The 20,790-nt window shown below is 68.5% G+C and carries 17 protein-coding genes, 1 tRNA gene and 2 pseudogenes; 11 read left to right on the forward strand and 9 right to left on the reverse strand.

The genetic code is table 11. From position 1 onward, the window contains the following. Nucleotides 1–235 precede the first annotated feature (235 nt). The 5 genes and pseudogenes from BXA11_RS35735 to BXA11_RS35760 all read left to right on the forward strand — a co-directional run. The gene (locus BXA11_RS35735) at nt 236–2,932 is read left to right on the forward strand and encodes an RICIN domain-containing protein (RefSeq protein ID WP_076441770.1); all 2,697 of its coding nucleotides are present in this window, start codon (nt 236–238) and stop codon (nt 2,930–2,932) included. Between the two features lie 348 nt (nt 2,933–3,280). Further along, a complete protein-coding gene (locus BXA11_RS35740; RefSeq protein WP_076441772.1) occupies nt 3,281–3,568 on the forward strand; it encodes a hypothetical protein in 288 nt (95 codons plus the stop codon). A 106-nt stretch (nt 3,569–3,674) separates the two neighbouring features. Continuing rightward, the gene (locus BXA11_RS35745; RefSeq protein WP_204053426.1) at nt 3,675–3,947 is read left to right on the forward strand and encodes a hypothetical protein; all 273 of its coding nucleotides are present in this window, start codon (nt 3,675–3,677) and stop codon (nt 3,945–3,947) included. A 1,032-nt stretch (nt 3,948–4,979) separates the two neighbouring features. Next, the gene (locus BXA11_RS35755) at nt 4,980–7,865 is read left to right on the forward strand and encodes a glycosyl hydrolase family 95 catalytic domain-containing protein (protein ID WP_076441775.1); all 2,886 of its coding nucleotides are present in this window, start codon (nt 4,980–4,982) and stop codon (nt 7,863–7,865) included. Nucleotides 7,866–7,913: 48 nt separating this feature from the next. Continuing rightward, nucleotides 7,914–8,096 (forward strand): annotated as a pseudogene (locus BXA11_RS35760) (ricin-type beta-trefoil lectin domain protein); the annotation flags it as partial. 209 nt (nt 8,097–8,305) lie between these two features. Here BXA11_RS35760 and BXA11_RS35765 read toward each other — a convergent pair. The 6 genes and pseudogenes from BXA11_RS35765 to BXA11_RS35785 form a co-directional block, all read right to left on the reverse strand. After that, on the reverse strand, nt 8,306–9,706 hold the full coding sequence (locus BXA11_RS35765; RefSeq protein ID WP_239104715.1) for a nitronate monooxygenase: 1,401 nt from the start codon (nt 9,704–9,706) through the stop codon (nt 8,306–8,308). 223 nt (nt 9,707–9,929) lie between these two features. Then, a pseudogene (locus BXA11_RS45870) lies at nt 9,930–10,174 on the reverse strand (respiratory nitrate reductase subunit gamma). Continuing rightward, entirely contained in the window at nt 10,144–10,377 is a 234-nt protein-coding gene (locus BXA11_RS44140; RefSeq protein ID WP_204053427.1) for a hypothetical protein, read from the reverse strand. The pseudogene BXA11_RS45870 and the gene BXA11_RS44140 overlap by 31 nt, the downstream one beginning before the upstream one ends. A gap of 405 nt (nt 10,378–10,782) precedes the next feature. After that, nucleotides 10,783–11,583, reverse strand: coding sequence for a DUF6082 family protein (locus BXA11_RS42710; protein ID WP_143734715.1), 801 nt, complete (start codon nt 11,581–11,583; stop codon nt 10,783–10,785). Nucleotides 11,584–12,128: 545 nt separating this feature from the next. Continuing rightward, nucleotides 12,129–12,392 carry a YdcF family protein gene (locus BXA11_RS45680; protein ID WP_076441780.1) on the reverse strand — a complete coding sequence of 88 codons (264 nt, stop codon included), beginning with the start codon at nt 12,390–12,392 and terminating at the stop codon, nt 12,129–12,131. Nucleotides 12,393–12,497: 105 nt separating this feature from the next. Next, nucleotides 12,498–12,572 (reverse strand) — tRNA-Arg (locus BXA11_RS35785). A gap of 148 nt (nt 12,573–12,720) precedes the next feature. On the opposite strand from BXA11_RS35785, the gene BXA11_RS35790 reads away from it, so the two are divergent. Together BXA11_RS35790 and BXA11_RS35795 are read left to right on the forward strand one after the other, a co-directional pair. Further along, nucleotides 12,721–13,089: a response regulator transcription factor gene (locus tag BXA11_RS35790; protein ID WP_076441783.1), complete on the forward strand. Its 369-nt coding sequence runs from the start codon at nt 12,721–12,723 to the stop codon at nt 13,087–13,089. A 74-nt stretch (nt 13,090–13,163) separates the two neighbouring features. Beyond that, entirely contained in the window at nt 13,164–13,784 is a 621-nt protein-coding gene (locus tag BXA11_RS35795; RefSeq protein ID WP_076441786.1) for a LysE family translocator, read from the forward strand. Here BXA11_RS35795 and BXA11_RS35800 read toward each other — a convergent pair whose 3' ends face one another. Beyond that, entirely contained in the window at nt 13,785–14,492 is a 708-nt protein-coding gene (locus tag BXA11_RS35800; protein WP_076441789.1) for an alpha/beta fold hydrolase, read from the reverse strand. An 83-nt stretch (nt 14,493–14,575) separates the two neighbouring features. On the opposite strand from BXA11_RS35800, the gene BXA11_RS35805 reads away from it, so the two are divergent. Both BXA11_RS35805 and BXA11_RS35810 read left to right on the forward strand, forming a co-directional pair. Next, nucleotides 14,576–15,169 (forward strand): TetR/AcrR family transcriptional regulator, encoded by a 594-nt coding sequence (locus tag BXA11_RS35805; protein WP_076441791.1) that lies wholly within the window; start codon nt 14,576–14,578, stop codon nt 15,167–15,169. 281 nt (nt 15,170–15,450) lie between these two features. After that, nucleotides 15,451–16,047, forward strand: coding sequence for a hypothetical protein (locus tag BXA11_RS35810; RefSeq protein WP_076441794.1), 597 nt, complete (start codon nt 15,451–15,453; stop codon nt 16,045–16,047). 53 nt (nt 16,048–16,100) lie between these two features. Here the strand turns inward: BXA11_RS35810 and BXA11_RS35815 are convergent, their stop codons facing one another. Continuing rightward, nucleotides 16,101–17,492: a glycoside hydrolase family 16 protein gene (locus tag BXA11_RS35815; protein WP_083744822.1), complete on the reverse strand. Its 1,392-nt coding sequence runs from the start codon at nt 17,490–17,492 to the stop codon at nt 16,101–16,103. Between the two features lie 357 nt (nt 17,493–17,849). Beyond that, entirely contained in the window at nt 17,850–18,356 is a 507-nt protein-coding gene (locus BXA11_RS35820; protein WP_076441796.1) for an anthrone oxygenase family protein, read from the reverse strand. Nucleotides 18,357–18,493: 137 nt separating this feature from the next. On the opposite strand from BXA11_RS35820, the gene BXA11_RS35825 reads away from it, so the two are divergent. Both BXA11_RS35825 and BXA11_RS35835 read left to right on the forward strand, forming a co-directional pair. After that, on the forward strand, nt 18,494–19,441 hold the full coding sequence (locus BXA11_RS35825; protein ID WP_076441798.1) for an AraC family transcriptional regulator: 948 nt from the start codon (nt 18,494–18,496) through the stop codon (nt 19,439–19,441). A gap of 308 nt (nt 19,442–19,749) precedes the next feature. Next, nucleotides 19,750–20,745, forward strand: coding sequence for a LacI family DNA-binding transcriptional regulator (locus tag BXA11_RS35835; protein ID WP_030511088.1), 996 nt, complete (start codon nt 19,750–19,752; stop codon nt 20,743–20,745). The last annotated feature ends 45 nt before the right edge of the window (nt 20,746–20,790 follow it).

Below are 20,790 nucleotides of genomic sequence, written 5' to 3' on the forward strand. Positions count from 1 at the left end.
AGCCTATTCATGGGATGTTCTCCGGACAGCCCACCTGAGCTTTTGCGTTCGGAGGCACCCCTTTGACCGCATGCCCTGCATCAGGGTGTCCCCATCGAACGGCGGCCCGCCGAACGACGTCCGCAACCGCACGACAAAGACGCCCCGCACGCGCAATGCCCACCCCGATGAGTCCTGCCAAGGCGGGGTGATTTCGCGGCGGAGATCCGCTCGGAACCAGCGAAAGGAACAGAGCGTGAAGTCAGCCCTGTCCACCACTGAGAGGGCGTTAGCAGCGCTCGCGGTGTTCGTCGCCGCCGTGTTGCTGCCGACCTTCGCAGGTAGTACCCCGGCCTCGGCCGCTACCCAGGCGACCTACTACGTCGCCCCCGACGGCAACGACGCCAACCCCGGAACGATCACGTCACCGTTCAGAACCCTGCAGCGCGCGAGGGACGTCGTCCGCACGGTGAACGCCAATATGACAGGCGACATCTACGTGTACCTCCGCGGGGGGAACTACCCGGTCAGCAGCACGATCGACTTCACGCCGGCCGACTCCGGCACGAACGGCAACCGGGTCATATACGCCGCGTACCAGAACGAGACGCCGATCCTCAACGGAGGCGTCCAGGTAACCGGATGGACGCAGCACAGCGGCAACATCTGGAAAGCCCCGCTGAATCGCAGCAACAAGCTCCGTGCGCTCTATGTCAACGACAAGCGGGCGTACATGGCTTCGAAAACGATAAGTTCACAGGGATGCTACGGCACCTACACCATCACGGCGGGGCAGGCGTCCTGGGCGTGGGAATCGGGTTCGCAGTGCGCGGGGGCGAAGTACAGCCTGAATGACTTTCCCGCTGTCGCCGCCAACCAGGACGACATCGAAATAGAGACGTCGACGACCTGGACCACGGCCATCGTGGGAGTCCGGCAGGTCACCGCTGACGGTTCCAACCGCATAGCCCTGTTCCAGCAGCCGGGTGCGGCCATCGCCCAGGGCGCCTTCAACGGGAACGCCCAGGTCGGCGGCACCCACAAGGTCATGAACGCCTACGAGTTCCTGGACACGCCGGGCGAGTTCTTCTTCGACAAGTCGAGCAAGACTTTGTACTACTACAAGGCAAGCTCCGAAGACATGTCGACCGCGACGGTATTCGCGCCGAACAACGTGTCCACCCTCCTCAAGGTCGCCGGAACCTCCACGAGCAATCGCGTCCGGAACATCACCTTCTCCGGCCTCACGGTCGAGCACTCCGACTGGAACCTGTTCAACGTGGCCGGCTCGGTGTACAAGCAGGCCCAGCAGGGCAACCTCGGCGCGATCGCCTATGCCAAGCAGAACTTCCACGCCTACTACTACCGCAATGTCGACGTGGCGCCCGGCGCCATCCAGATCGACAACGCCGACGGGCTCGTCCTGCAGAACAACCGGATACAGCACACCGGCGTCGACGGAATCAGCATGGTCAACGACGTGGTGAACACACAGTTGACCGGAAACTACACGAACGACATCGCCGGCTCCGCCGTCGTCGTGGGCCATCCCCAGCATGTCTACATCGGGGACTACACCTCCACCAATCACGAGAAGTATCCCGTGGGGGTCGAAGGAGCGCCCAAGAACATCGATATCAAGAACAACTACATCTACGACAGCGCCGTTTTGTTCAACGGCCACAGCCCCATCTCGGCGTACTTCGCCGACACCCTGACCATCCAGCACAACCGCATCGAGAAAGCCCCGTGGTCCGGTATAACGCTCGGCTGGGGCTGGTGGAACTTCGACGGGTCGTCAGGCTCGATCGCGCCCAACCGGCCGACCACCACGGCGAAGAACAACAACATCAGCTACAACCACATCATCGACACGGTGCAGCGCCTGAGCGATACGGCTCCCATCTACACGCTGGGCAGCCAGCCGGGAACCACAATCAGCAACAACTATCTGCAGGGCGTCCCGGCCGGTCACAAGTACGGACTCCACCCGGACGAAGGCTCGGCGTACATCACCTTCCGCGACAACGTCCTGAGCGTGGACAAGAATGTCACGTGGCTCATCAACTCCGACGACTTCGGGCGTAAACACGACCTGAGCATCACGCAGACGTACGGGGCCATCAACAAGGTCTCCAACAAGAACCTGCCGAACAGCACGGTCCAGGACATCCTCGTATCCTCCGACTACGTCTGGCCGTCGCAGGCCTACGGCATCGCCGTGAACTCCGGACTCGAGGACGCGTACAAGAGCATCGTCCCGCAGAGCAATCTCTCTCTGCCGGACTACGTCCTGCCCGCCAGCACGTTCACAGGCGCCGGTGTGACGTCGATTCCCATCCGGAGCGCGGGCGACGCGAGCAAGACGGTGTGGCTGGCTCCCTCGGGCACGACCTCCTTCACCGCAGGCAGCACGATGACCAGGGCAGGCGGAACCGCGACCTCCATCGCCGTTCCGTCGGCGAACGGCGAGTATCGGCTCTACGTCGTGGACGCCCAGGGCAATCGATCGGCCGAGTCGAAGTCGCTCGTCAGGCAGGGCAACGGCGGCGGGACCGGCCAGCAGAGCGGCTCGATCGTCGGTGGCCAGTCCGGCCGATGCGTCGACGTGCCGAACTCCAGCACCACCAACGGCACCCAGGTCCAGCTGTACGACTGCAACGGACAGACCAACCAGCGGTGGACGTACACGTCCGGCAAGCAGCTGCAGGTGTTCGGCAGCAAGTGCCTGGACGCGTACAACCAGGGCACGACGAACGGCACCCAGGTGATCATCTGGGACTGCAACGGACAGACCAACCAGCAGTGGAACCTCAACTCGAACGGCACCATCACCGGTGTGCAGTCCGGGTTGTGCCTGGACGCCAACGGCGCCGCCACCGCCAACGGCACGAAGCTCATCCTGTGGTCGTGCAACGGCGGCACGAACCAGCAGTGGAGCCTGCGCAGCTGATGTGAGGTTCCCACCGGGCCGCGGACGGTGACACGCGCACCGCCCGCGGCCCCCTGCCGACGCTCGGGATTCCCCCCGAGGCGTCGCAGCCCTCGTACAAGAGGGGGACGACGATGTGTCTCCGGGATCGATCTCGTCACCGCGGATACCCGTGATCAGCTCCCGCGAGCTGTAGCGAGCCCCGATCATCGGCCCCACCCGCGACTACTGCCGACGATCTGCGGGACCGTCGGCGAGGGCCATGCGAAAGCGTGTTCCGAGGCGGCCCAGCACGTCCAGGCCACGGTTTACCGATGCTTCTCACGCAAGCGATAGGAATGCGTTCCTACCGCTCCCTACCGTGGAGCCATGACAGCGCGGAAGCTATCGATCTCAGTGACTCCCGAAGTCGAAGAGACGATCAAGGCAGTGGCTGCGGAAGAGGGCAAGACCGTGTCCGCGTGGCTGGCGGAGGCCGCCGTCGAGAAGGCTCATCTTGCCGCCCTGCACGCGGCGGGCCGGGCGGCGGAAGCAGCCCGAGAGCTGGTGTACGAAAGCGAGCATGGCGCCCTGCCCGAGGAGTCCCGTCAACGGGCCCGGGAGTTCCTGATGGAGGCGGGACTTCTCGATCATGAGACCTGGCCAACCGTCGGCTGATGCGCGCGATCGTCTACGATGCGGCTGCCTTGCTGCCCGCCGAACGGCGCAACCTGACCTCTTTGCCCTGCATGATGAACTGACCGCCGCGCGTATTCGTCCGCTCGTGCCGACGGTGGCACTAGCCCAAGCATGGCGCGGTGGCCCCCAGCACCAGATCTTCCGCGTGCTGAAGGGCTGCGACATTCGCCCGGACGACGAGCATGTCGGTCGTGCAGCGGGAATTGCGTGCGCTGCCGCAGGAACGGCCGACGCCGTCGACGCTATCGTCGTCGTGACGGCCGTCCGATACCGGGCCTCTATGGTCACCAGCGATCCCGACGACCTGAAGCACCTCGCCGACTCCCTCGGCGTCAAGCTTCGGCTCTTCACGGTCTGACCATGTGACGGACGGACCAATCGTCCTCCGGTACCGAGACCGACGCCGAAGGGAGTGACCAGAATTGGTACCCCCACAAAGCTTCTCCGCGAGCTGACCATCGACCCACCCGCGACTCTCAACCCCGGTACGCAAAGAAACCCCCGAACCCGTAGGTTCGAGGGTTTCATCACAGTGGTGCCCCCTGCGTGGCACCAACCAGATCTGCGCCGACTTCACCAGCGGTTATATCCGGACGAAGGCTGACCGTCGAAGTCCGCGTCAGTTTCCGTGGCTGACCGCAATCCATCACCCGCCGTGTGCGACACCCCGGCGACGACCGTGATCCCCCAGCCGTTCCCGCTCCGGCCGCAGTCTGGTGCCGCAGTGCGAAGGCGCGTTAGAGAGGCGACCCTGGGCTCCGCGTCAGGCTGGAGCAAGTACGCAGAACTTGTTGCCCTTCGGGCCGGCGAGGACGATCCACGGGACGTCGCCCTGCCCGACGTCGGAATGCCGAGGCCGCCATCGAAGCCGGCGGGATTCCGCTGGCGGTGGCACGGCTCGGGCGCACCTCCGCGGACGATCAGCAAGATTCCACAATGGTGCATGAATTCTTCGCCGCGCCTCTACCAAAGGTGGGATATATCCCTGCGGGCGCGTCGCACCCACGGATGGATGAAGGAAGTAACCGACGGTAGGCGCACACCTCGCGGTCGCCGTTCTGGCGCTCAACCTTCCTGTCGATGAAAGTTTCACCGGGCCCATAAAAGAGTCGTCGGCCGTCCCCGAAACCAGGACCAGGTTACGCGACGCTCGAAATTATATCTTGACCCCATACATCAGACGTCATACGTTATGCGAAACCGGACCTATTCATGGGATGTCCTCCCGACAAACCCAATTGTGTTCTTGCCTTCGGAGGCACCCCTTGACCGCATGCCGGCACCGGGGTGTCTCGTCGAATGGCGGCCGACTGCGGAGGTGGACCAGTCGTGGCGGCACAGCCGGCACTCGGCCGCGAGCATCACGCCCAACTCGCCACCAGGAGCTTCAATGAACATGCCGCTGAACCGTCGACGCTTCATCGCCACCACGGCGGCGACCGTCGGCGCCGCCGCGCTTCCTTCGGCGATCTTCGCTGACCGAGCGGCTGCCGCCGTGCCGCCGCAACTGCCGCAACGCGGCATCTACGACACGGCCTCCGCCGTAAGTTGGACCGATGCCTTCCTGACCGGCAACGGCGAGTACGGGGCCATGCTGTACGGCGCGCCCACCCTGGAGAAGGTTGCCTTCACGCATCATCGGCTCGTGATGCCCAACGGCACCCGTAACCTGACTCCACCGGTGCTGTCGGGCCGGTTGCCGGGCGTCAGGGATAAGGCGCTTGCCGGTGACTACAACGGTGCCACCGGCGACTTCACCTCCGGCTGGTCGCTGCGCTGGACCCAGACCTTCCATCCGGGCTATGAGCTGCAGATCAGCACCCCGGGGATGACGACCGTCAACAACTACGCCCGGATCACCGATTTCAGGACCGGGGAGGTCACCTCGACGTGGACCGACAGTTACGGTACGTGGACGCGCCGGGCTTTCGCCTCCCGAGCCGACCGGGTCATCGTCCACGAGCTCACTCCCGCGCCGGGGCGGACGATCGACACCACGCTGAGCGTCAACACGGCCCTGAGCGGCGTGCCGGGGTCCGTCGGCTTCGCCACCCTGGCCACGGTCGGCAACGGTGACGGCTACCTGAACCTGCGGGGCACATACCCCGCCGGGCAGGGGGCGTTCGGCTATGAGGGCGTCACCCGGGTGGTCGCGACCGGCGGTTCGGTACGGGTGAGCGGGTCGGCTATCGTCGTGGCCGCGGCGACCAAACTCGTGCTGCTGACCAAACTCGACCGCTACGAGTCGTCCACCGCGTGGGACGCGAAACCGCTGCACATGGCGCTGGCCGCGCTGAGCGCCGACTACACGACGCTGCTCACGCGGCACACCCCCCTGCACACCCCGCTGTACGACCGGTCACGACTCGACCTGAACGTCAGCGCCACCGATCGACAACTGTCGACCAGTGAGCTGATCGCGCGGCAGAATTCCAACCGCAATGTCATCGACCTCGCGTTGCTGGAGCGGATGTACGACTCCGGCCGTTACCTATTCCTCAGTTCCAGCGGCGTCCTGCCACCGCGACTGACCGGCCTGTGGACGGGCGCCTGGGACGCGGCGTGGGCCGGCGACTTCACCACAGATGCCAACGTCAACTTCCAGGTCGCCGGCGGCAACATCCTGTCTCTCACCGAAGCCATGGACGGCTACTTCAACCTGATCCTCGGCCAGATCAACGATTGGCGCACCAACGCCAAAAATCTTTACGGCACTCGCGGACTGCTCGCCCCCTCCCGCACCGACGGCGAGTACGGCAAGATGCTGCACTTCGACAGCGGGTTCCCCGGCCACACCTGGATCGGCGGCGCCGACTGGCTGCTCTATCCGCTGCTCGAGTACTTCCAGGTCACCGGTGACGCCACCTTCTACCGCACCAAGCTCGCTCCGGTCCTGATCGAGCTCGCGTTGTTCTACGAGGACTTCCTCACTCGCACCGACGCCAACGGCAAGGCCATCTTCGTGCCGTGCTTCTCCATGGAGAACAGCCCCGGCAACACGGGCAGGCAACTGTCGATCAATGCGACCGGCGAGATCGCCGCAGGCAAGCATGCGCTGCAGGCCGCCATCGACGCCGCCGACTTCCTCGGCACCGAGCAGGGCCCAGGCCAAGGCGTGCAACGCTGGACCGCCTTGCTGGCCAAGATGCCCGATTATCGGATCAACGGCGACGGGGCGCTCGCGGAATGGTCGTGGCCCAGCCTGACCGACCGATACAACCACCGTCACGTACAGCACATGTACCCGGTCTGGCCGCTGCACGAGATCAACCCCGAGGACAAGCCCGACCTGATTCGCTACGCGAGCCGCGCCCTGGATCTGCGAGGGGACGAGGGAGGGGAGGCCCACGGCGCCATCCACCGCAGCCTGGCCCGAGCCCGGCTCAAGGACGGCGCTGGCGTCTACGGCAACCTGCGGAAGATCCTGGGCAACAACATGATCTTCCGATCGTTGATGACCTCGCACAACCCGAACCTGTCGATCTACAACGCCGACGCCGCCAACTCGCTGCCCGCGATTGTCGCCGAGGTATTGATCTACACCAGGCCCGGCATCCTGGAGTTGCTGCCCGCGCTGCCCGATCAGTTCGCCAAGGGCACGATCACCGGCGTGCGCGGCCGCAACCGCGTCCGGATCGAATCGCTCACCTGGGACATCAGCGCCCGGGCCGTCACCGCCACCGTCGTCTCCGACGTCACCCAGACCGTGACGCTCATCTGCCGACGCGGTATCTCTTCCGTTACCACCAGCGCGAGCGTCGCCACCTCACCGTTGGGCGGCCACGCCCGGCAGGTGTCCCTGACCGCGGGAACGACGACCCAGATCACCGTGGAGCTGGGCACCGGCGGCCCGTCCACCGGCGTCGTCCGCCTGGTCAACCGCAACAGCGGCAAGGTGCTGGACGTCTACGGAGGCTCCACCGCCGACGGTGCCGCCGTCGTCCAGTGGCCCTGGAACGGCGGGACCAACCAGCAGTGGCGGATGTCGCAGAACTCCGACGGCTCGTTCCGGCTGACCAGCGTCGGCAGCGGTAAGGTCCTCAGCAGCCCGAGCGCCAACCAGGGCGCCGCCCTCGTGCAATTGACCGACACCAACGGCACGAACCAGCGGTGGAAACTCGTCCCCGCGGCCACGAGCGGTTACTACCGGCTGGTCAACATCGGCAATGGATTGTGCGCGGACGTCGAAGCCGGCTCCACAGCCGACGGCGCCCGAGTCATCCAATGGGCCGGCAACAGCGGTGCCAACCAGGAATGGCAGATCACCGCCATGTGACACCGGGACCCGGCCGCGTTCCGTCGCACTACCCGGCTAGCTTCCCGTCAGCTGTGGGACTGCAACGGACAAACCAACCAGCAGTGGAACCTCAACTCCAACGGCACCATCACCGGCGTGCAGTCCGGGTTGTGCCTGGACGCCAACGGCGCCGGCACCACCAACGGCACGAAGCTCATTCTGTGGTCGTGCAACGGCGGCACGAACCAGCAGTGGAGCCTGCGCAGCTGATGTGAGCTCCTACCGGGCCGCGGACGGTCATACGCACCGCCCGCGGCCCACCCTGCCGCCGTTTCCTGTGCCAGGTCGAGCGCGGCGGTGGCCGCGCCGGCATCCCGGCGCGGCCACGAGGGGCCACGAGCGGCCGCGCCGGGACGCCGGCCGCTCGTGGCGATCGGCGTCCGTGAGCGCGAGGCGGCGCCGCCTGCCCCGGCTCTGGATCAGCGTGCGCCGGTCCCCTGCAGGATGCGGTCGACCACGTCGGCGGCCGAGTAGTCGTCCGGCAGACCGCTGAGGAAGCCGGTGTCCTGGCCGAGAGTGAGCAGCGGGGGCTCGAGATAACCGTCCGGACGGCGCTGTCCGAGACCGATCGCGGCGAGCAGCCCGTTGCACAGGCACCGGCGCCCGGCGGTCTCCTCCACGCGACCGCCCTTGCGGACGTAGGTCTCCGCTGGTTCCGCCGGGCAGCGGTAGCCGACTCCGCCGTCCGGCTTCTGATAGGGCGTGCGCAGGTGGCCCAGGTCACACAGCCGGGGCCGCTCCGCGTAGACGCCGGCATCGGACAGCGTGCCGGGCACCTGGGCGACCTTGAAGGGAAAACCGGCAGGGGATGCCTGCGGGTCGTTGCGGACCTCCAGGGCGCCGTCGGCGGCGTCGCGCAGCAGTCGCCGCCTCAGCTCGTCGTCCAGGCCCGACTCCCGGCACAGCGCGAACGCCGACCCCACCTGAATCCCGGCGGCTCCCGTCTCCAGCGCACTGACGAGCCCGTCGGGCGTGCCGTACCCACCGGCGAGCCAGAACGGCAGGCCGAGCGCCGCGACCTTGCCGAGGTCCACCTCGTCACGCGGGCCGTACACGGGTTCGCCCGCCTCGTCCAGCCGCACCCGGCCGCGCGGCGGCGCGCTGTGACCGCCCGCCGCCGGAGACTCGATCACGAACCCGTACGGCCTGGTCACCGCCGAGCGCGCGAGGTAGGCGGCCAGGATGTGCGAGGAGACGATCGCCAGCAGCCGGGGCCGTGCCAGAGGCGCGAACGACCGGCCGAGCAGTGTCACCGGGTCGAGGCCGACCGTGTGCGACGTCTCGCCCCCCGCCACGGTCACCGAGATCTCCGCATCCCGTTGCGCCGCGAGATCGTCGAGCAGCCGCGGGATCTCCGCCGGAATGCCGGCGCCCATCAGCACGTAGTCGACTCCGGCGAGCATGGCCCCATAGACCGCGGCCGGCGTGGCCATCTGAATCTTCTCCAGATAGTTGACCCCGATCAGACCGTCGTGCCCCTCCTTGGCGAGCAGGACCTCGGCGAAGTTGGCGACCACGGCCAGCTCGTCCGCGGCCTGGCCGCGCCGCAGCCCCAGACGCGGCACCGGCCGGTACGGCCTGTCGTCGACGGCCCCGCCGGTGACGAAGTAGCGAGCCAGGACCCGCTCGGCGATCTCGGGGACCGGAAAACGGGCCAGCGCGCGGCGCAGATGCCCTCCGGGATCCCCCTGCTGCAGCCGGCGGGCCAGCGTGACGTCGAGCGCCGTGCCCGACACCACGCCGAGCTGACCGGTGCCCGCCACCGCACGGGCCAGCCTCCACCCGGACACCCCCACGCCCATCCCGCCCTGTATCAACACGGGTGGCGCCGCGCCCGCGGGCCCGGTCCGCGCTGTCGGGAATCCTTCCGTACCACCATCGGCGTCGGACAACCCGCATCCCCCAAAGTCCCAGGTTCTCGCCTATGGCCCGCCGACGGCGGGGCCGATCAGGAGTCCACCACGGCCCGAGAGAGGGGCTGTAGTGACGAAGGTCCCACGGCAGGCGGCCACCGGTCCTCTCCTGCCCCGCCGTGTGGGGGCGTCAGCGGCCGAGGCGTGCGGTCGCCTCGCGCCCGGCGACCGGCGTGGGCGGAACGGCCGGGAGCGGCCCTCGGCGCGCACGGTAGACGACGTACGGGCGCCACAGATAGGCCAGCGGCGCCGACCAGACGTGCACGAGCCGCGTAAAGGGCCACAACGCCAGGAACAGGAAGCCGCCGATGGGTGCACCTGGTAAACCAACGGCGCGCCGATCATCAGGTCGCTGCGCGGGGAGAACCAGAACACACTGCGGAACCAGACCGCGATCGTCCCAGGGCGTAGGTGCCGTACCGGCCGTAGACGAAGCCCATGAGCAGTGGCGGTACGAAGCCGCCCAGGCCGCCCGCGGCGCCCACGACCCCGGTGACCGAGCCGACCTTGTTCGCCGGGGCGAGCAGCGCCACCAGGGCGAACGTCGCACCGCTGCCGGCCCCGAGCGCGGCGGCCATGGACAGGAACGCGACCGTACGACAGGTGCCAGCCCGGGCGTGAACGCCTGGACGGCGGCGCCGGCCACGACGATCAGCAGCGTCCCGGCGAGCACCCCGGTCGGCGGGAACCGGTCGGACAGCCACCCGCCCACCGGGCGCATCAGCACCGCCAGCAGCACGAATCCGGCCATCCGGTTGGCGGCATCGGCCTGCGCCAGTCCGTACGCGGTCTTGAGGTAGGCGGGCAGGTAGACCGAGAACGCCACCTATCCGCCGAACGCCACCGCGTACAGCGCCGAGGCCTGCCACGTCATCCGCAGCCGCAGCGTGGCCGCCAGCCGATGGGCCAGCGACTCGGCCGGCCAGGCGCCTGCCCCTCTCATGCTCCCCGCGTCAAGATCGAAGAGCCGCTAATCCAAGGCCTCAGCGCGTCGAATGACAAGACCTCGACTGTTTACGGTTCAGAATCAGCCGAGCTAACCATCCGATCAGAAGCGCTATCACGGCGAACAAGGCTCCGCTTTTGATGCTGTCAACGGGAAGAGAACGAGCGCGCGTTGGACTCGCATTTCCGCTCGGCCCTACGGAGGATACATCGACCTTATTATTTGCCGCCTCCCATTCCTCGTCCAAGATGCGGGCGAACTCGCGCGATCTCTTACTTGCCCGATCCCCCCTTCTATACGTGTCGGCCGCACGATTCCACAAGAAACGCCCTGCCGGGCTGCTGAACGCCTCCCTGCGGGCCAGATCCCGCAACTCAATTTCCTCTATATAGCCGAGTCGATATAAGGAGAACCAGTGGTTAATCCATAGGTTGACATAAACCCGTTGACGGCTAAATTTAACCTCCTCCGGGGTGCCCACTGGCAAACCTACCCCTTCCGCCAGTATCGGGTCGTCAAGAAGCATGCGTACCAACTCTTGCTGACGTGTTCGCATGAACTCTTCGCGCGCCATTCGGCTTTGGTTTATTTGCAATACCAGAGTCACAATTAGGCCAATCAGAGTTAGCGCCGTGAGGATCGCCGCAATCCCTCCATAGGCTTGCCCGATCTCACTTAGCCGTCCCCAATCCGAGCGGGAGAACCGGTCGGCAAACCATCCCAATAGCAGAGGAGATAAGAGGACGAGAGCAAGGGTAGGCAGACATAAAACAAAGGCAAGCGCACGCAGGAATGCCGCATTTCTCCTAGCCCGAGAGCGTCGGGTCGGCGCCATCATGCCCTCTTCCCTAACAACTGGCTCACTGAAGCAGGAAGCCCAAGCTCCTTGCGAACGATGATGCCGCCTACAGGCCAAGACGTGTAGGGCACTGGGGACCATCCGGGGACCACGTCATGCATACAGCCGAACAACTTGCACGTCACCAAACCTCGCACAGGGCTACCTGAAGGCCGTTGAGCTTCGAAAACGCCTACCCACGTCCTGGGGGTCAAGAGCGCTGACCATCGGCTATCAAGGCAGGAAGGCTCCGAGCAGTGAACACGCGGAAGAGCCGCTCTGATCAAACCAAGCGACTGGTGAAACCCGCAGCTACCAGTCGTTGGAAGGCAGCAGCGACCTCATCCGGGTATGGCTGCTCGATGGCGAAGCCCTTCTTGGCGTACTCGGCGATCCTCTGAGTGTCACCGACCAGCATGTTGATTACGCGGTCTCTCTCCGATGCTCGTCACGTAGTCGTCAAGCGAGAGGGAAAGCGAGAGGGAAAGCGACGCACACGTGGCTTCAAGCTCGGGCCACAGCTTCTTGCACGTGACATAGGCACGTCACTGCTGGTACGGCCGGGAGACGAGAACGGCTGACGCCACAGCGACTCCACGCTGCTCCAAGAGGGCGCGCGTGTTCGTGACGTTCTCCCCCGTGCTGGTCGCGCGAGGCTCGCCCAAGATGGCGTCTCCAGGGACGCCGAGTTTGGTGGCGTGTTCCTTGTAGTGGACAGCCTCGCCACGGGGGAACCGACTGACGGTCGGTGGGGGCGTTGGCGCCTGCCCGAGTACTAGCCCTCGCGGCCTGGTCCACGACTGGTCCACGAACAGCGAGCGCCAATGAGAACGGGCGGGACTCCGTGAGACTGGAGACCCGCCCGCTTCTGTGCTGTTCGCCCTGTTCAGCGGCTTGATCCGCTGGTCAAGATCTGGTGCCCCCTGTAGGATTCGAACCTACGCACCCGGCTCCGGAGGCCGGTGCTCTATCCCCTGAGCTAAGGGGGCTCAACCGCTGATAAGGCTACCAGTACTTGATGGCCGCTCGTGACATCAATACGGCCGCCGGGGGCTCGGGGATGTGGATCAGCGAAAACCGCGCGCCCACCCCATCTCATTGGCTAGCTTTGCCGCCGTGGGCGAGCTTCTGGGACGTGTGCTGGTCGTGGATGACGACGAGGTCATCCGGCAGCTCATAGCGGTCAACCTGACCCTGGAGGGGTTCGAGGTCGAGACCGCGTACGACGGGCAGGACTGCTTGGACCGCGTCCATGACGTGGATCCCGATGTGATCACGCTCGACGTGATGATGCCGCGCCTGGACGGCTGGGAGACGGCCACGCGGCTGCGGGAGGACCCGAGCACCCGGCACATCAAGGTCATGCTCATCACCGCACGGGCCCAGGAGGACGACCGCAGGCGGGGCTACGACATCGGCGTCGACGCCTATCTCACCAAGCCGTTCGACCCGGCCGAGCTGATCCAGAACGTACGGGACCTGGCCAAGGGCCCCGGCGCACTCTGAGCCGCATTGGTCCACGGACGCCGGCGCCGATTGGCCTGGGCGTGCGGGCCGGGGCGCCTCTAGCCTCGGCAAGCGTGATCGATTCCTCGACGTTGCTGGTCTACGCCGCCGCCTCGGCGGCGGTGGTGGCCGTGCCCGGCCCCAACCATCTGTACATCGCCGCCCGGGGCGTAGCCCAGGGCCGCCGTGCCGGGGTCGCCTCGGCCCTCGGGGTGGAGACGGGCACGCTGCTCCACATCGCCGCGGCGGCGGCCGGCCTGTCCTATCTGCTCGCACGGTCCGCAGAGCTGTTCACCGCGGTGAAATGGGCCGGCGTCGTCTATCTGGCCTATCTCGGCGTCCGCGCCCTGACCCGCCGGGGCGCGGCCGGCGACGAGCCGAGGCCGCAGCCGCTGCGCCGGGTCTTCCTCGAAGGCGTCGTGGTCAACGTGCTGAATCCCAAGACCGTGCTGTTCTTCCTGGCGTTCCTGCCGCAGTTCGTGGATCCCTCGGGCGACGTGCCGGGGCAGGTCCTGCTTCTCGGACTGGTGATCGCCGTCATCGGGCTGGCCTCGGACCTCGCGTACGCGCTCACCGCCGGGTCGCTCGGCCGCCGCCTGCGCGCGAGCACGCTCAGGTACGTCTCGGGTGTGGCCTACCTGGTGCTCGCCCTCGTCGCCGCGCTGAGCGGGGCCGGGCGTACGGCGCGGGGCTGATCAGGCCGGGCAGGCGGACACGTCCTCGGCCGCTTTGTCGATGAAGCGGGCCAGCCCGGCGGGATCGGCGAGCACGGTCAGATGGCCCCGGCCGTGCAGGTGGGTGAGGCTGCCGTCGGCGCAGGCCCGTAGGAACGCCGACTCGTCGACGCGGAAGGGATCGCGGGCGCCGTTCAGCAGCCAGACCCTGCCGGGGTAGGCGGCCAGCGAGGCGAGGGGGTCCTCCGCCGTGACCGCCGCGACGACGGACGCCACGACCTCGCTGCTCAGCCCGCCCTCGATCATGGCTTCTCCGGCGGCCCCCGGCAGCATCCGCCGCAGCGCGAAGCGGCTCACCCGGTCGACCAGCGCGGGGTTGCGGGCGGCCAGGCGCCCGGCGAGCCGGTAGGCGTGCGCTCTGGGCCGATCCGGCCGGGCCGTGCAGCCCATCGCGACCAGGCCGGCGACGAGGTCCGGATGCCGGGCGGCGGTGGCGATGCCCACATAGCCGCCGAGGGACAGCCCCACGACGAGGGCCCGCCCGCCCAGGCCCGCGATCGTCTCCGCGACGACGTCGCAGGCCGCCTCGGTGCCGTACGGCAGGCCGCGGCGGCGGCCGTGGCCGGGCAGGTCGGGGGCGGCGGACGGGGCCCGCAGCAGCGCCCGGACCGGCGACCACATCGTGCCGCTCAGCCGGATGCCGTGAACGAAGACCACCGGCATGCTCATGACACACCTCCTTCAAAACGCAACGCAACGGTGCGTTGTGTTTCTCATTAAAACACAACGGTGCGTTGCAGTAAGCTCCCGCCATGGCCCCACGCAAGAAGGACGACATCCTGAACGCCGCGCTGCGTCTGCTGGCGGAGAAGGGCTACGAGCGCCTGACCATCGAGGGTGTCGCCGAGCTGTCGGGGGTCAACAAGACGACGATCTACCGGTGGTGGCCGTCGAAGGCCGCCCTGCTCGGCACGGCGCTGGTCGAGGCGCAGGAGCTCGGCTTCGACGTGCCCGACACCGGGAGCCTGCGCGGCGACCTCCACGCGCTGCTGGACGGTCTGGCCTGGCTGCTCACCACTCCCCCGGCGGCGGACATCGCCGTCGCGGCGCTCGGAGCCGCCGTCAACAGCCCCGAGCTGGCGGAGGCGGCCAAGGGCTTCTTCGCCGACCGGTTCGCCCGGGAGCAGCCGATCTTCGAGCGGGCCCGGGAGCGCGGTGAGCTCGCCGATTCCGCCGACCCGATGATGATCATGGATTTGCTCGCGGGCGCGGTCTGGCTGCGGGTGGTATTCCGGCAACTGCCCCTGGACGATGGTTTTACCGAGCGGGCGGTGAACGCCGTACTCGATGGGGTAGGGCGGCCAGGGGATCCCAGGGCAGGCCGACCGGCGCGGGCCGGCGGCTGACCGGACGGATCGACCGGACGGCCCGGCCAGGAGTGCCACGGGCGGGCCCTTCGCGACGGGTTCGCGGCGCCGCACGCTCCATGCGCGGCCGCGTGCGCCCGGCGCGTCGTTCCCGCGGACGTTCCATGACCCGCGCGGTCGCGTCCGCTCACGTCGTTCGCGCACATCCCAGCCGCGCCGGCCACGCCAGGCCGCACCATGTCATGCCGCTGTGTCATGCCGCTGTGTCATGCCGTGCCGTGTCATGCCGTGCCCCAGCGCCGACTGGAGGGAGCACACCGATGACCATGTCCAGCAAACCGCCGAAACCGCACGGCAAGCGGCCCCGGCTTCTCCTCGGAATCGCCGCGGCGCTCACCCTCGTCACCGGCGCGGGCCTCGCCACCGCGGGCGCGTCGGGCCAGGACCAGCCGCGCTACCCCCAGGAGGCACAGCTCCGGTCCGGTCCTGAGCAGTTCGGCATGACCGAGCTCGCGCTGCTCCAGCTCGGACCGGCCCGCCAGCCCAGCCCGTCCGGCGACTACCAGACCTTCACCAGCCAGACCGGCGCAGTGGAATCGGTGCGGAGCGGCGCCCTCACGGTGGACGGCCGCACCTACGCGATCGACGAGTCGACCAGGGTCGTCGCGGACTACAAGGGCCTGCAGGGGATCCAGCAGGGCGACCAGGTATGGGTCGTGGGCACGACCGGCGGCAGCCCTCGCGCGATCATCGTCGCGGACGCCAGCCGCCCGGCCCTGCCGGGACACGGCGGAGGCGGCGCGCCCCCGGGGCAGACTCCGCAGACTCCGCAGACCCCGACCGCACCCGGCACTCCCAGTGAGCCCGGCGCACCCGGCGAGTCGCCGTCGCCGGAGACGGTCCCACCCACCGAGTGACATACGTCCGGCCACGGGCGGGGGCCCGGAGCGGCCCCCGCCCTGCGTGACGGTCAGGACGTGGAGAACGTGAACCAGTTGAGGTTGACGAAGTCGGCCGGCTGGCCGCTGCTGAAGGTGAGGTAGACCGTGTGGGTGCCGGTCGTCGGCGTGATGTTGGCCGGCACGGTCGTCCAGTTCTGCCAGCCGCCGGTGTTGCCGACGGCGAAGTCGCCGATCGGGGTCGCCGTCGGGCTGTCGAGCCTGACCTGGACGAGGCCGCTCACGCCGGCGGCCGCGCCGGAGGCGACCCTGGCCTTGAACTGCCGCGCCGCCGTCGAGCCGAAGTTCACGCCGTCGAAGCGCAGCCAGTCGCCGTTGGAGATGTAGCCCACGTTCTGACCGCCGCCGCTGTCCTGGGTCGTCTCCACCTGCGTGCCGCTCTGCGCCTGGTAGTTCTCCGCCTGGATGGTGGAGCGGGCGTCCACGCCGCCGCTCGGCGGAGGCGAGCTCGGCGGCGGGCTGCTGGTCGCGCCGCTCTGCCACACGGCCACGTAGTCGACCACCATCGGCCGCCCCGACACCGTGGCGGAGGTGGGCGTGGAGAACCCGGCGACGCCGTTGGGGAAGCCGCCGCCGATCGCGACGTTGAGCAGGAGGAAGTATCCGGCGTGGGAGGTCATGTTCGACCACGTCGTCGCGTCGAGCTGGCTCTGGCTGATGCTGTGGAACTGCTGGCCGTCCACGTACCACCGGAGCTGGTTGGGAGTGACGCTGCGGTCCCACTCGAAGCGGTAGGTGTGGAAGGCCGACTGGCAGGTCGAGCCCGGGCAGGCCCTGCTGGCGCCGATGCCGTTGGTCTCGCTGCACGCCCCGCCGGGGTTCACGCCGCAGTGCAGCACGCCCCAGACCGAGTTGATGCCGTTGACGTTCTCCATGATGTCGAACTCGCCGATGGCCGGCCAGTTCTGGTAGTTGCCGTGGTACGGCGAGCCCAGCGCCCAGAAGGCCGGCCAGTAGCCGAGGGCGGCGTTGCCCGTCACGTTCGGCATCTGGATGCGGCCCTCGATGCGCAGGATCCGTCCGGCCTCGGGCTTGAAGTCGGTGCGGCGGGTCTCGATTCGCGCGGAGGTCCAGCTCTGGCCGCTGCCGATCGGGGTGATGCGCAGGTTGCCGCCGCCGTCCAGGCTGACGTTGGCCGAGTCGGCCGTGTAGTTCTGGATCTCGCCGGTGCCCCAGTTGCCCGGGCCTCCGGGGTACGAGTGGCCGGTGTCGATGATCCAGTTGTTGGACGACGGAAGCGTTCCGGCCGCGCCGTTGAAGTCGTCCGACCAGACGAGCGACCAGCCGGACGGCGTCGAGGGCACCGACGCGCCGGCGGGCCGTACGGCGAGGGCCAGGACCGCGGCGGCCACGGCGAGCAGCGCCAGAACCGAGCGCCGCCATGGGGAGTGGAGCACACGCATGAGTACCTCTCCTCCTCGGTCCGGTCGTCGCGGCGGGGGGATTGGGGGGTGCGGGTGGCCTCACGGAGCGGAGACGGCGGACGTCCGCTGCGCCGGACGGCGGCGTCGGAGAGGGTCGTGAGGGCCCGCGCACCGCGATCGCGGACCGCTTGAGCGACACTGTCCCCTTTGAATCTCACTCGCGTCAAGAGGATCTGTGAAATCCGAGAGAGCGTTCTCAGCACATGCCTCGCGACGTGAGCAGCAACGAGAGAGCGCTCTCCACCCTGCGTTCCTCATGGCCCGGGTCCGCGCCCCGGCGGCCCGCCGCCGCCGCGCTGCTCGAAGCGCCGCAGGGCGGGATAAAGCGTGTTGGGGTCAGGAGCCCCGGCCCCACCGGTAGGCGCCGTAGCCCATGAGCAGCAGGCTCACCGCGCCGGCCACGGCTCGCCAGGTGTTCCACGTGGTCCACCGGGCCGAGTAGTCCGACCAGATCCTGGCGGCGGCCTCGGCCGGGTCGCCGTGGGCCGCCACGGCGGCCAGGGCGTCGTTCATCGGCACGTTCACGGCGGCCGTGATCAGGATCACGCCGACGGCGTACACCGCGGCCGCCGCGAAGAACGGCCAGGCCGCGCCGGAGCGAGGGGTGGCCAGCAGCAGGGCGCCCGCCCCCGCGGCGGCGATCGGGGCGAGGACGAACGCCGCCAGGAACGCCGGGTTCTGGATCTTGATGTTGACCGCGTTCATCGCGTCGATCGCCGAGGAGGCCGACGCGGCGTTCAGGCCCGGCATGACCCCGACCGAGAACCCGAAGAAGGTGCCCGCCATCCCGGCGGTCATGAGCATGGACAGGGCCGCGGCGACGGCGGCCAGAAGGCACGTCATGCCTCCTCCGCCGCGACGCGGACGCCGAGGATGACCAGGATTCGCGCTTTCGTCATGGTCACCACTCAACCGGCGTACCGCTCCCGGCGACATCGCCGAGACGCTCGACCGCATATCCGGCCGTCTACGATCTGGGCATGGACGCGCTGGCCGATCTCCTCGACGGCCCCCGGGCGCGGGGAGCCTTCCTGCTTCGGGCGACCCTGAGCCCGCCCTGGTCGGTGCGGATCCAGGACGAGGCGCCGCTGTGCCTGGTCGCGATGGTGCGCGACGACGCGTGGATCACCCCGGACGAGGACCGGGCCGTACGCGTGGGGCCGGGCGACGTGGCGGTCGTACGCGGTCCCGTCCACTACACGGTCGCCGGCGACCCCGCGACCGCGCCGCAGGTCGTGATCCACCCCGGCCAGGTCTGCACCACACCGGACGGCCGCGCCCTGTCGGCGGAGATGGACCTGGGCACGCGCAACTGGGGCAACGACCCGGACGGCTCCGCCGTGATGCTCATCGGCACCTACCAGATGCGCGGCGCGGTCACCCAGCGGCTGCTGGCGGCGCTGCCCACGCTGCTGGTGCTGCGCGGCGATTCCTGGGACGGCTCCCTCGTCACGCTGCTCGGCAGGGAGATCGTCAAGGACGAGCCGGGCCAGGAGGTGGTGCTCGACCGCCTGCTCGATCTGCTGCTGATCGCCGTGCTGCGGACGTGGTTCTCCCGGCCGGACGCCCGGGCCCCGGGGTGGTATCGGGCGCACGGCGACCCGGTGGTCGGGCCGGCGCTGCGGATGCTGCACGCCGACCCGGCCCACCCCTGGACGGTCGCCGAGCTGGCGGGCCGGGCAGGGGTCTCCCGCGCCGCACTCGCGCAGCGGTTCGCGAAGCTGGTCGGCGAGCCGCCGATGGCCTATCTGACCGGGCTGCGGCTGGCGCAGGCGGCCGACCTGCTGCGCGAGACGGACGCGACGCTGGACGCCGTGGCGCGGCGGGTCGGCTACGGCACCGCGTTCGCGCTCAGCTCGGCCTTCAAGCGGGAACTCGGCGTGAGCCCGCAGCGGTATCGGGAGGGCCTGAGCCGCCCGGCCGGCTGAGATCCGGGTCTGGCCGTCCGGGGGCGGCGCACGTCGCGATCTCCGCCGGTGCGACCTGACGGGTTATCTCGTATGGTCGCTCCTGCACGACTTCGAGTGGGCGTACGGCTTCCGCACGAGGTTCGGCATCGTGTCCATCTGTCGACTCCGAGACCCGGCGACGCGTTCCCAAGGACAACGCGCTGTGGTATCGAGACGTCATCGAACGCAACGGGCTGGGGAGTGCCCGACGCATGCCGCCCGTCGCGGAGGCGCCTCCTGGGCCCACGCGCGGCAGTGCGTCGTCGGGCACGACGAAGGGGGACTGAATGAAACGACCCACTCTGGAGGCGGTCGCGGCGCGGGCAGGGGTGTCCCGCGCCACCGTCTCCCGGGTCGTCAACGGGCAGATGACGGTGACACCGCAGATCAGGGATGCGGTGATGCGCGCCGTGGACGAGCTGGGTTACGTCCCCAACTCCGCGGCGCGAAGCCTCGTCACCCAGCGGACCGACTCGATCGCGCTGGTCGTGTCGGAGCCGCCGACCAGGGTCTTCTCCGAGGACCCGATGTTCTCCACGGTCATCCGCTCGGCCAGTCTGGAACTCGAGGCCGCCGACAAGCAGGTCGTGCTCATGCTCGGCGGCTCGGCCCAGAACCACGCGAGGATCGAGCGCTACATCGCCAGCGGCCACGTCGACGGGGTCATGCTGATCTCGATGCACGGCGCCGACCCGCTGCCCTCGGCCATCGCGCGGATGGGCGTCCCCGTCGTCTCGTACGGCAGGCCGCCCGTGCCGGTGCCCCTGCCGTACGTGGACAACGACAACGTGGGCGGTGCGGGGAAGGCGGTGCGCCACCTGCTGGACGGCGGACGGCGGCGCATCGCCACGATCGCCGGGCCGCAGGACATGGTGGGCGGCCAGGACCGGCTCAAGGGTTACCGCGACGCGCTGCGCGAGTCCGACCGGCGGTCGATCGTCGCCGTCGGGGACTTCACCCGTGAGTCCGGCGCCGTCGCCATGCGCCACCTGCTGCAGGACGACCCGGACCTGGACGCCGTCTTCGTCGCCAACGACCTCATGGCCATCGGGGCGCTGCAGACCCTGCGCCAGGCGGGCCGCCGGGTGCCGGACGACGTGGCCGTCGTCGGGTTCGACGACATCGAGGCGGCCCGCTTCACCGAGCCCCCGCTGACCACGATCAGGCACCCGGTCATCGAGCAGGCCGCCGCGATGGTCCGGCTGCTGCTCGGCCTGTTCAACGACGGCCCGGCCGACCCCGTGATCCTCCCCACCGAGCTCGTCGTCCGCGACTCCGCCTGAGCGCCGGAACGATCAGGACGCCGTGGTCGCCGGCTCGACCGGCGG

Origin of the sequence: Microbispora rosea, from assembly GCF_900156315.1 — a bacterium.
GTDB classification, from domain to species: Bacteria; Actinomycetota; Actinomycetes; order Streptosporangiales; family Streptosporangiaceae; genus Microbispora; species Microbispora rosea.

Excerpts from the sequence above, each read along its gene's own strand:
- BXA11_RS35740 (WP_076441772.1), top strand. The coding sequence starts at position 3,281 with ATGACAGCGCGGAAGCTATCGATCTCAGTGACTCCCGAAGTCGAAGAG.
- BXA11_RS35755 (WP_076441775.1), top strand. The coding sequence starts at position 4,980 with ATGAACATGCCGCTGAACCGTCGACGCTTCATCGCCACCACGGCGGCG.
- BXA11_RS44140 (WP_204053427.1), bottom strand. The coding sequence starts at position 10,377 with ATGGCCGCCGCGCTCGGGGCCGGCAGCGGTGCGACGTTCGCCCTGGTG.
- BXA11_RS42710 (WP_143734715.1), bottom strand. The coding sequence starts at position 11,583 with ATGATGGCGCCGACCCGACGCTCTCGGGCTAGGAGAAATGCGGCATTC.
- BXA11_RS35800 (WP_076441789.1), bottom strand. The coding sequence starts at position 14,492 with ATGAGCATGCCGGTGGTCTTCGTTCACGGCATCCGGCTGAGCGGCACG.
- BXA11_RS35805 (WP_076441791.1), top strand. The coding sequence starts at position 14,576 with ATGGCCCCACGCAAGAAGGACGACATCCTGAACGCCGCGCTGCGTCTG.
- BXA11_RS35810 (WP_076441794.1), top strand. The coding sequence starts at position 15,451 with ATGACCATGTCCAGCAAACCGCCGAAACCGCACGGCAAGCGGCCCCGG.
- BXA11_RS35815 (WP_083744822.1), bottom strand. The coding sequence starts at position 17,492 with ATGCGTGTGCTCCACTCCCCATGGCGGCGCTCGGTTCTGGCGCTGCTC.
- BXA11_RS35820 (WP_076441796.1), bottom strand. The coding sequence starts at position 18,356 with ATGACGTGCCTTCTGGCCGCCGTCGCCGCGGCCCTGTCCATGCTCATG.
- BXA11_RS35825 (WP_076441798.1), top strand. The coding sequence starts at position 18,494 with ATGGACGCGCTGGCCGATCTCCTCGACGGCCCCCGGGCGCGGGGAGCC.
- BXA11_RS35835 (WP_030511088.1), top strand. The coding sequence starts at position 19,750 with ATGAAACGACCCACTCTGGAGGCGGTCGCGGCGCGGGCAGGGGTGTCC.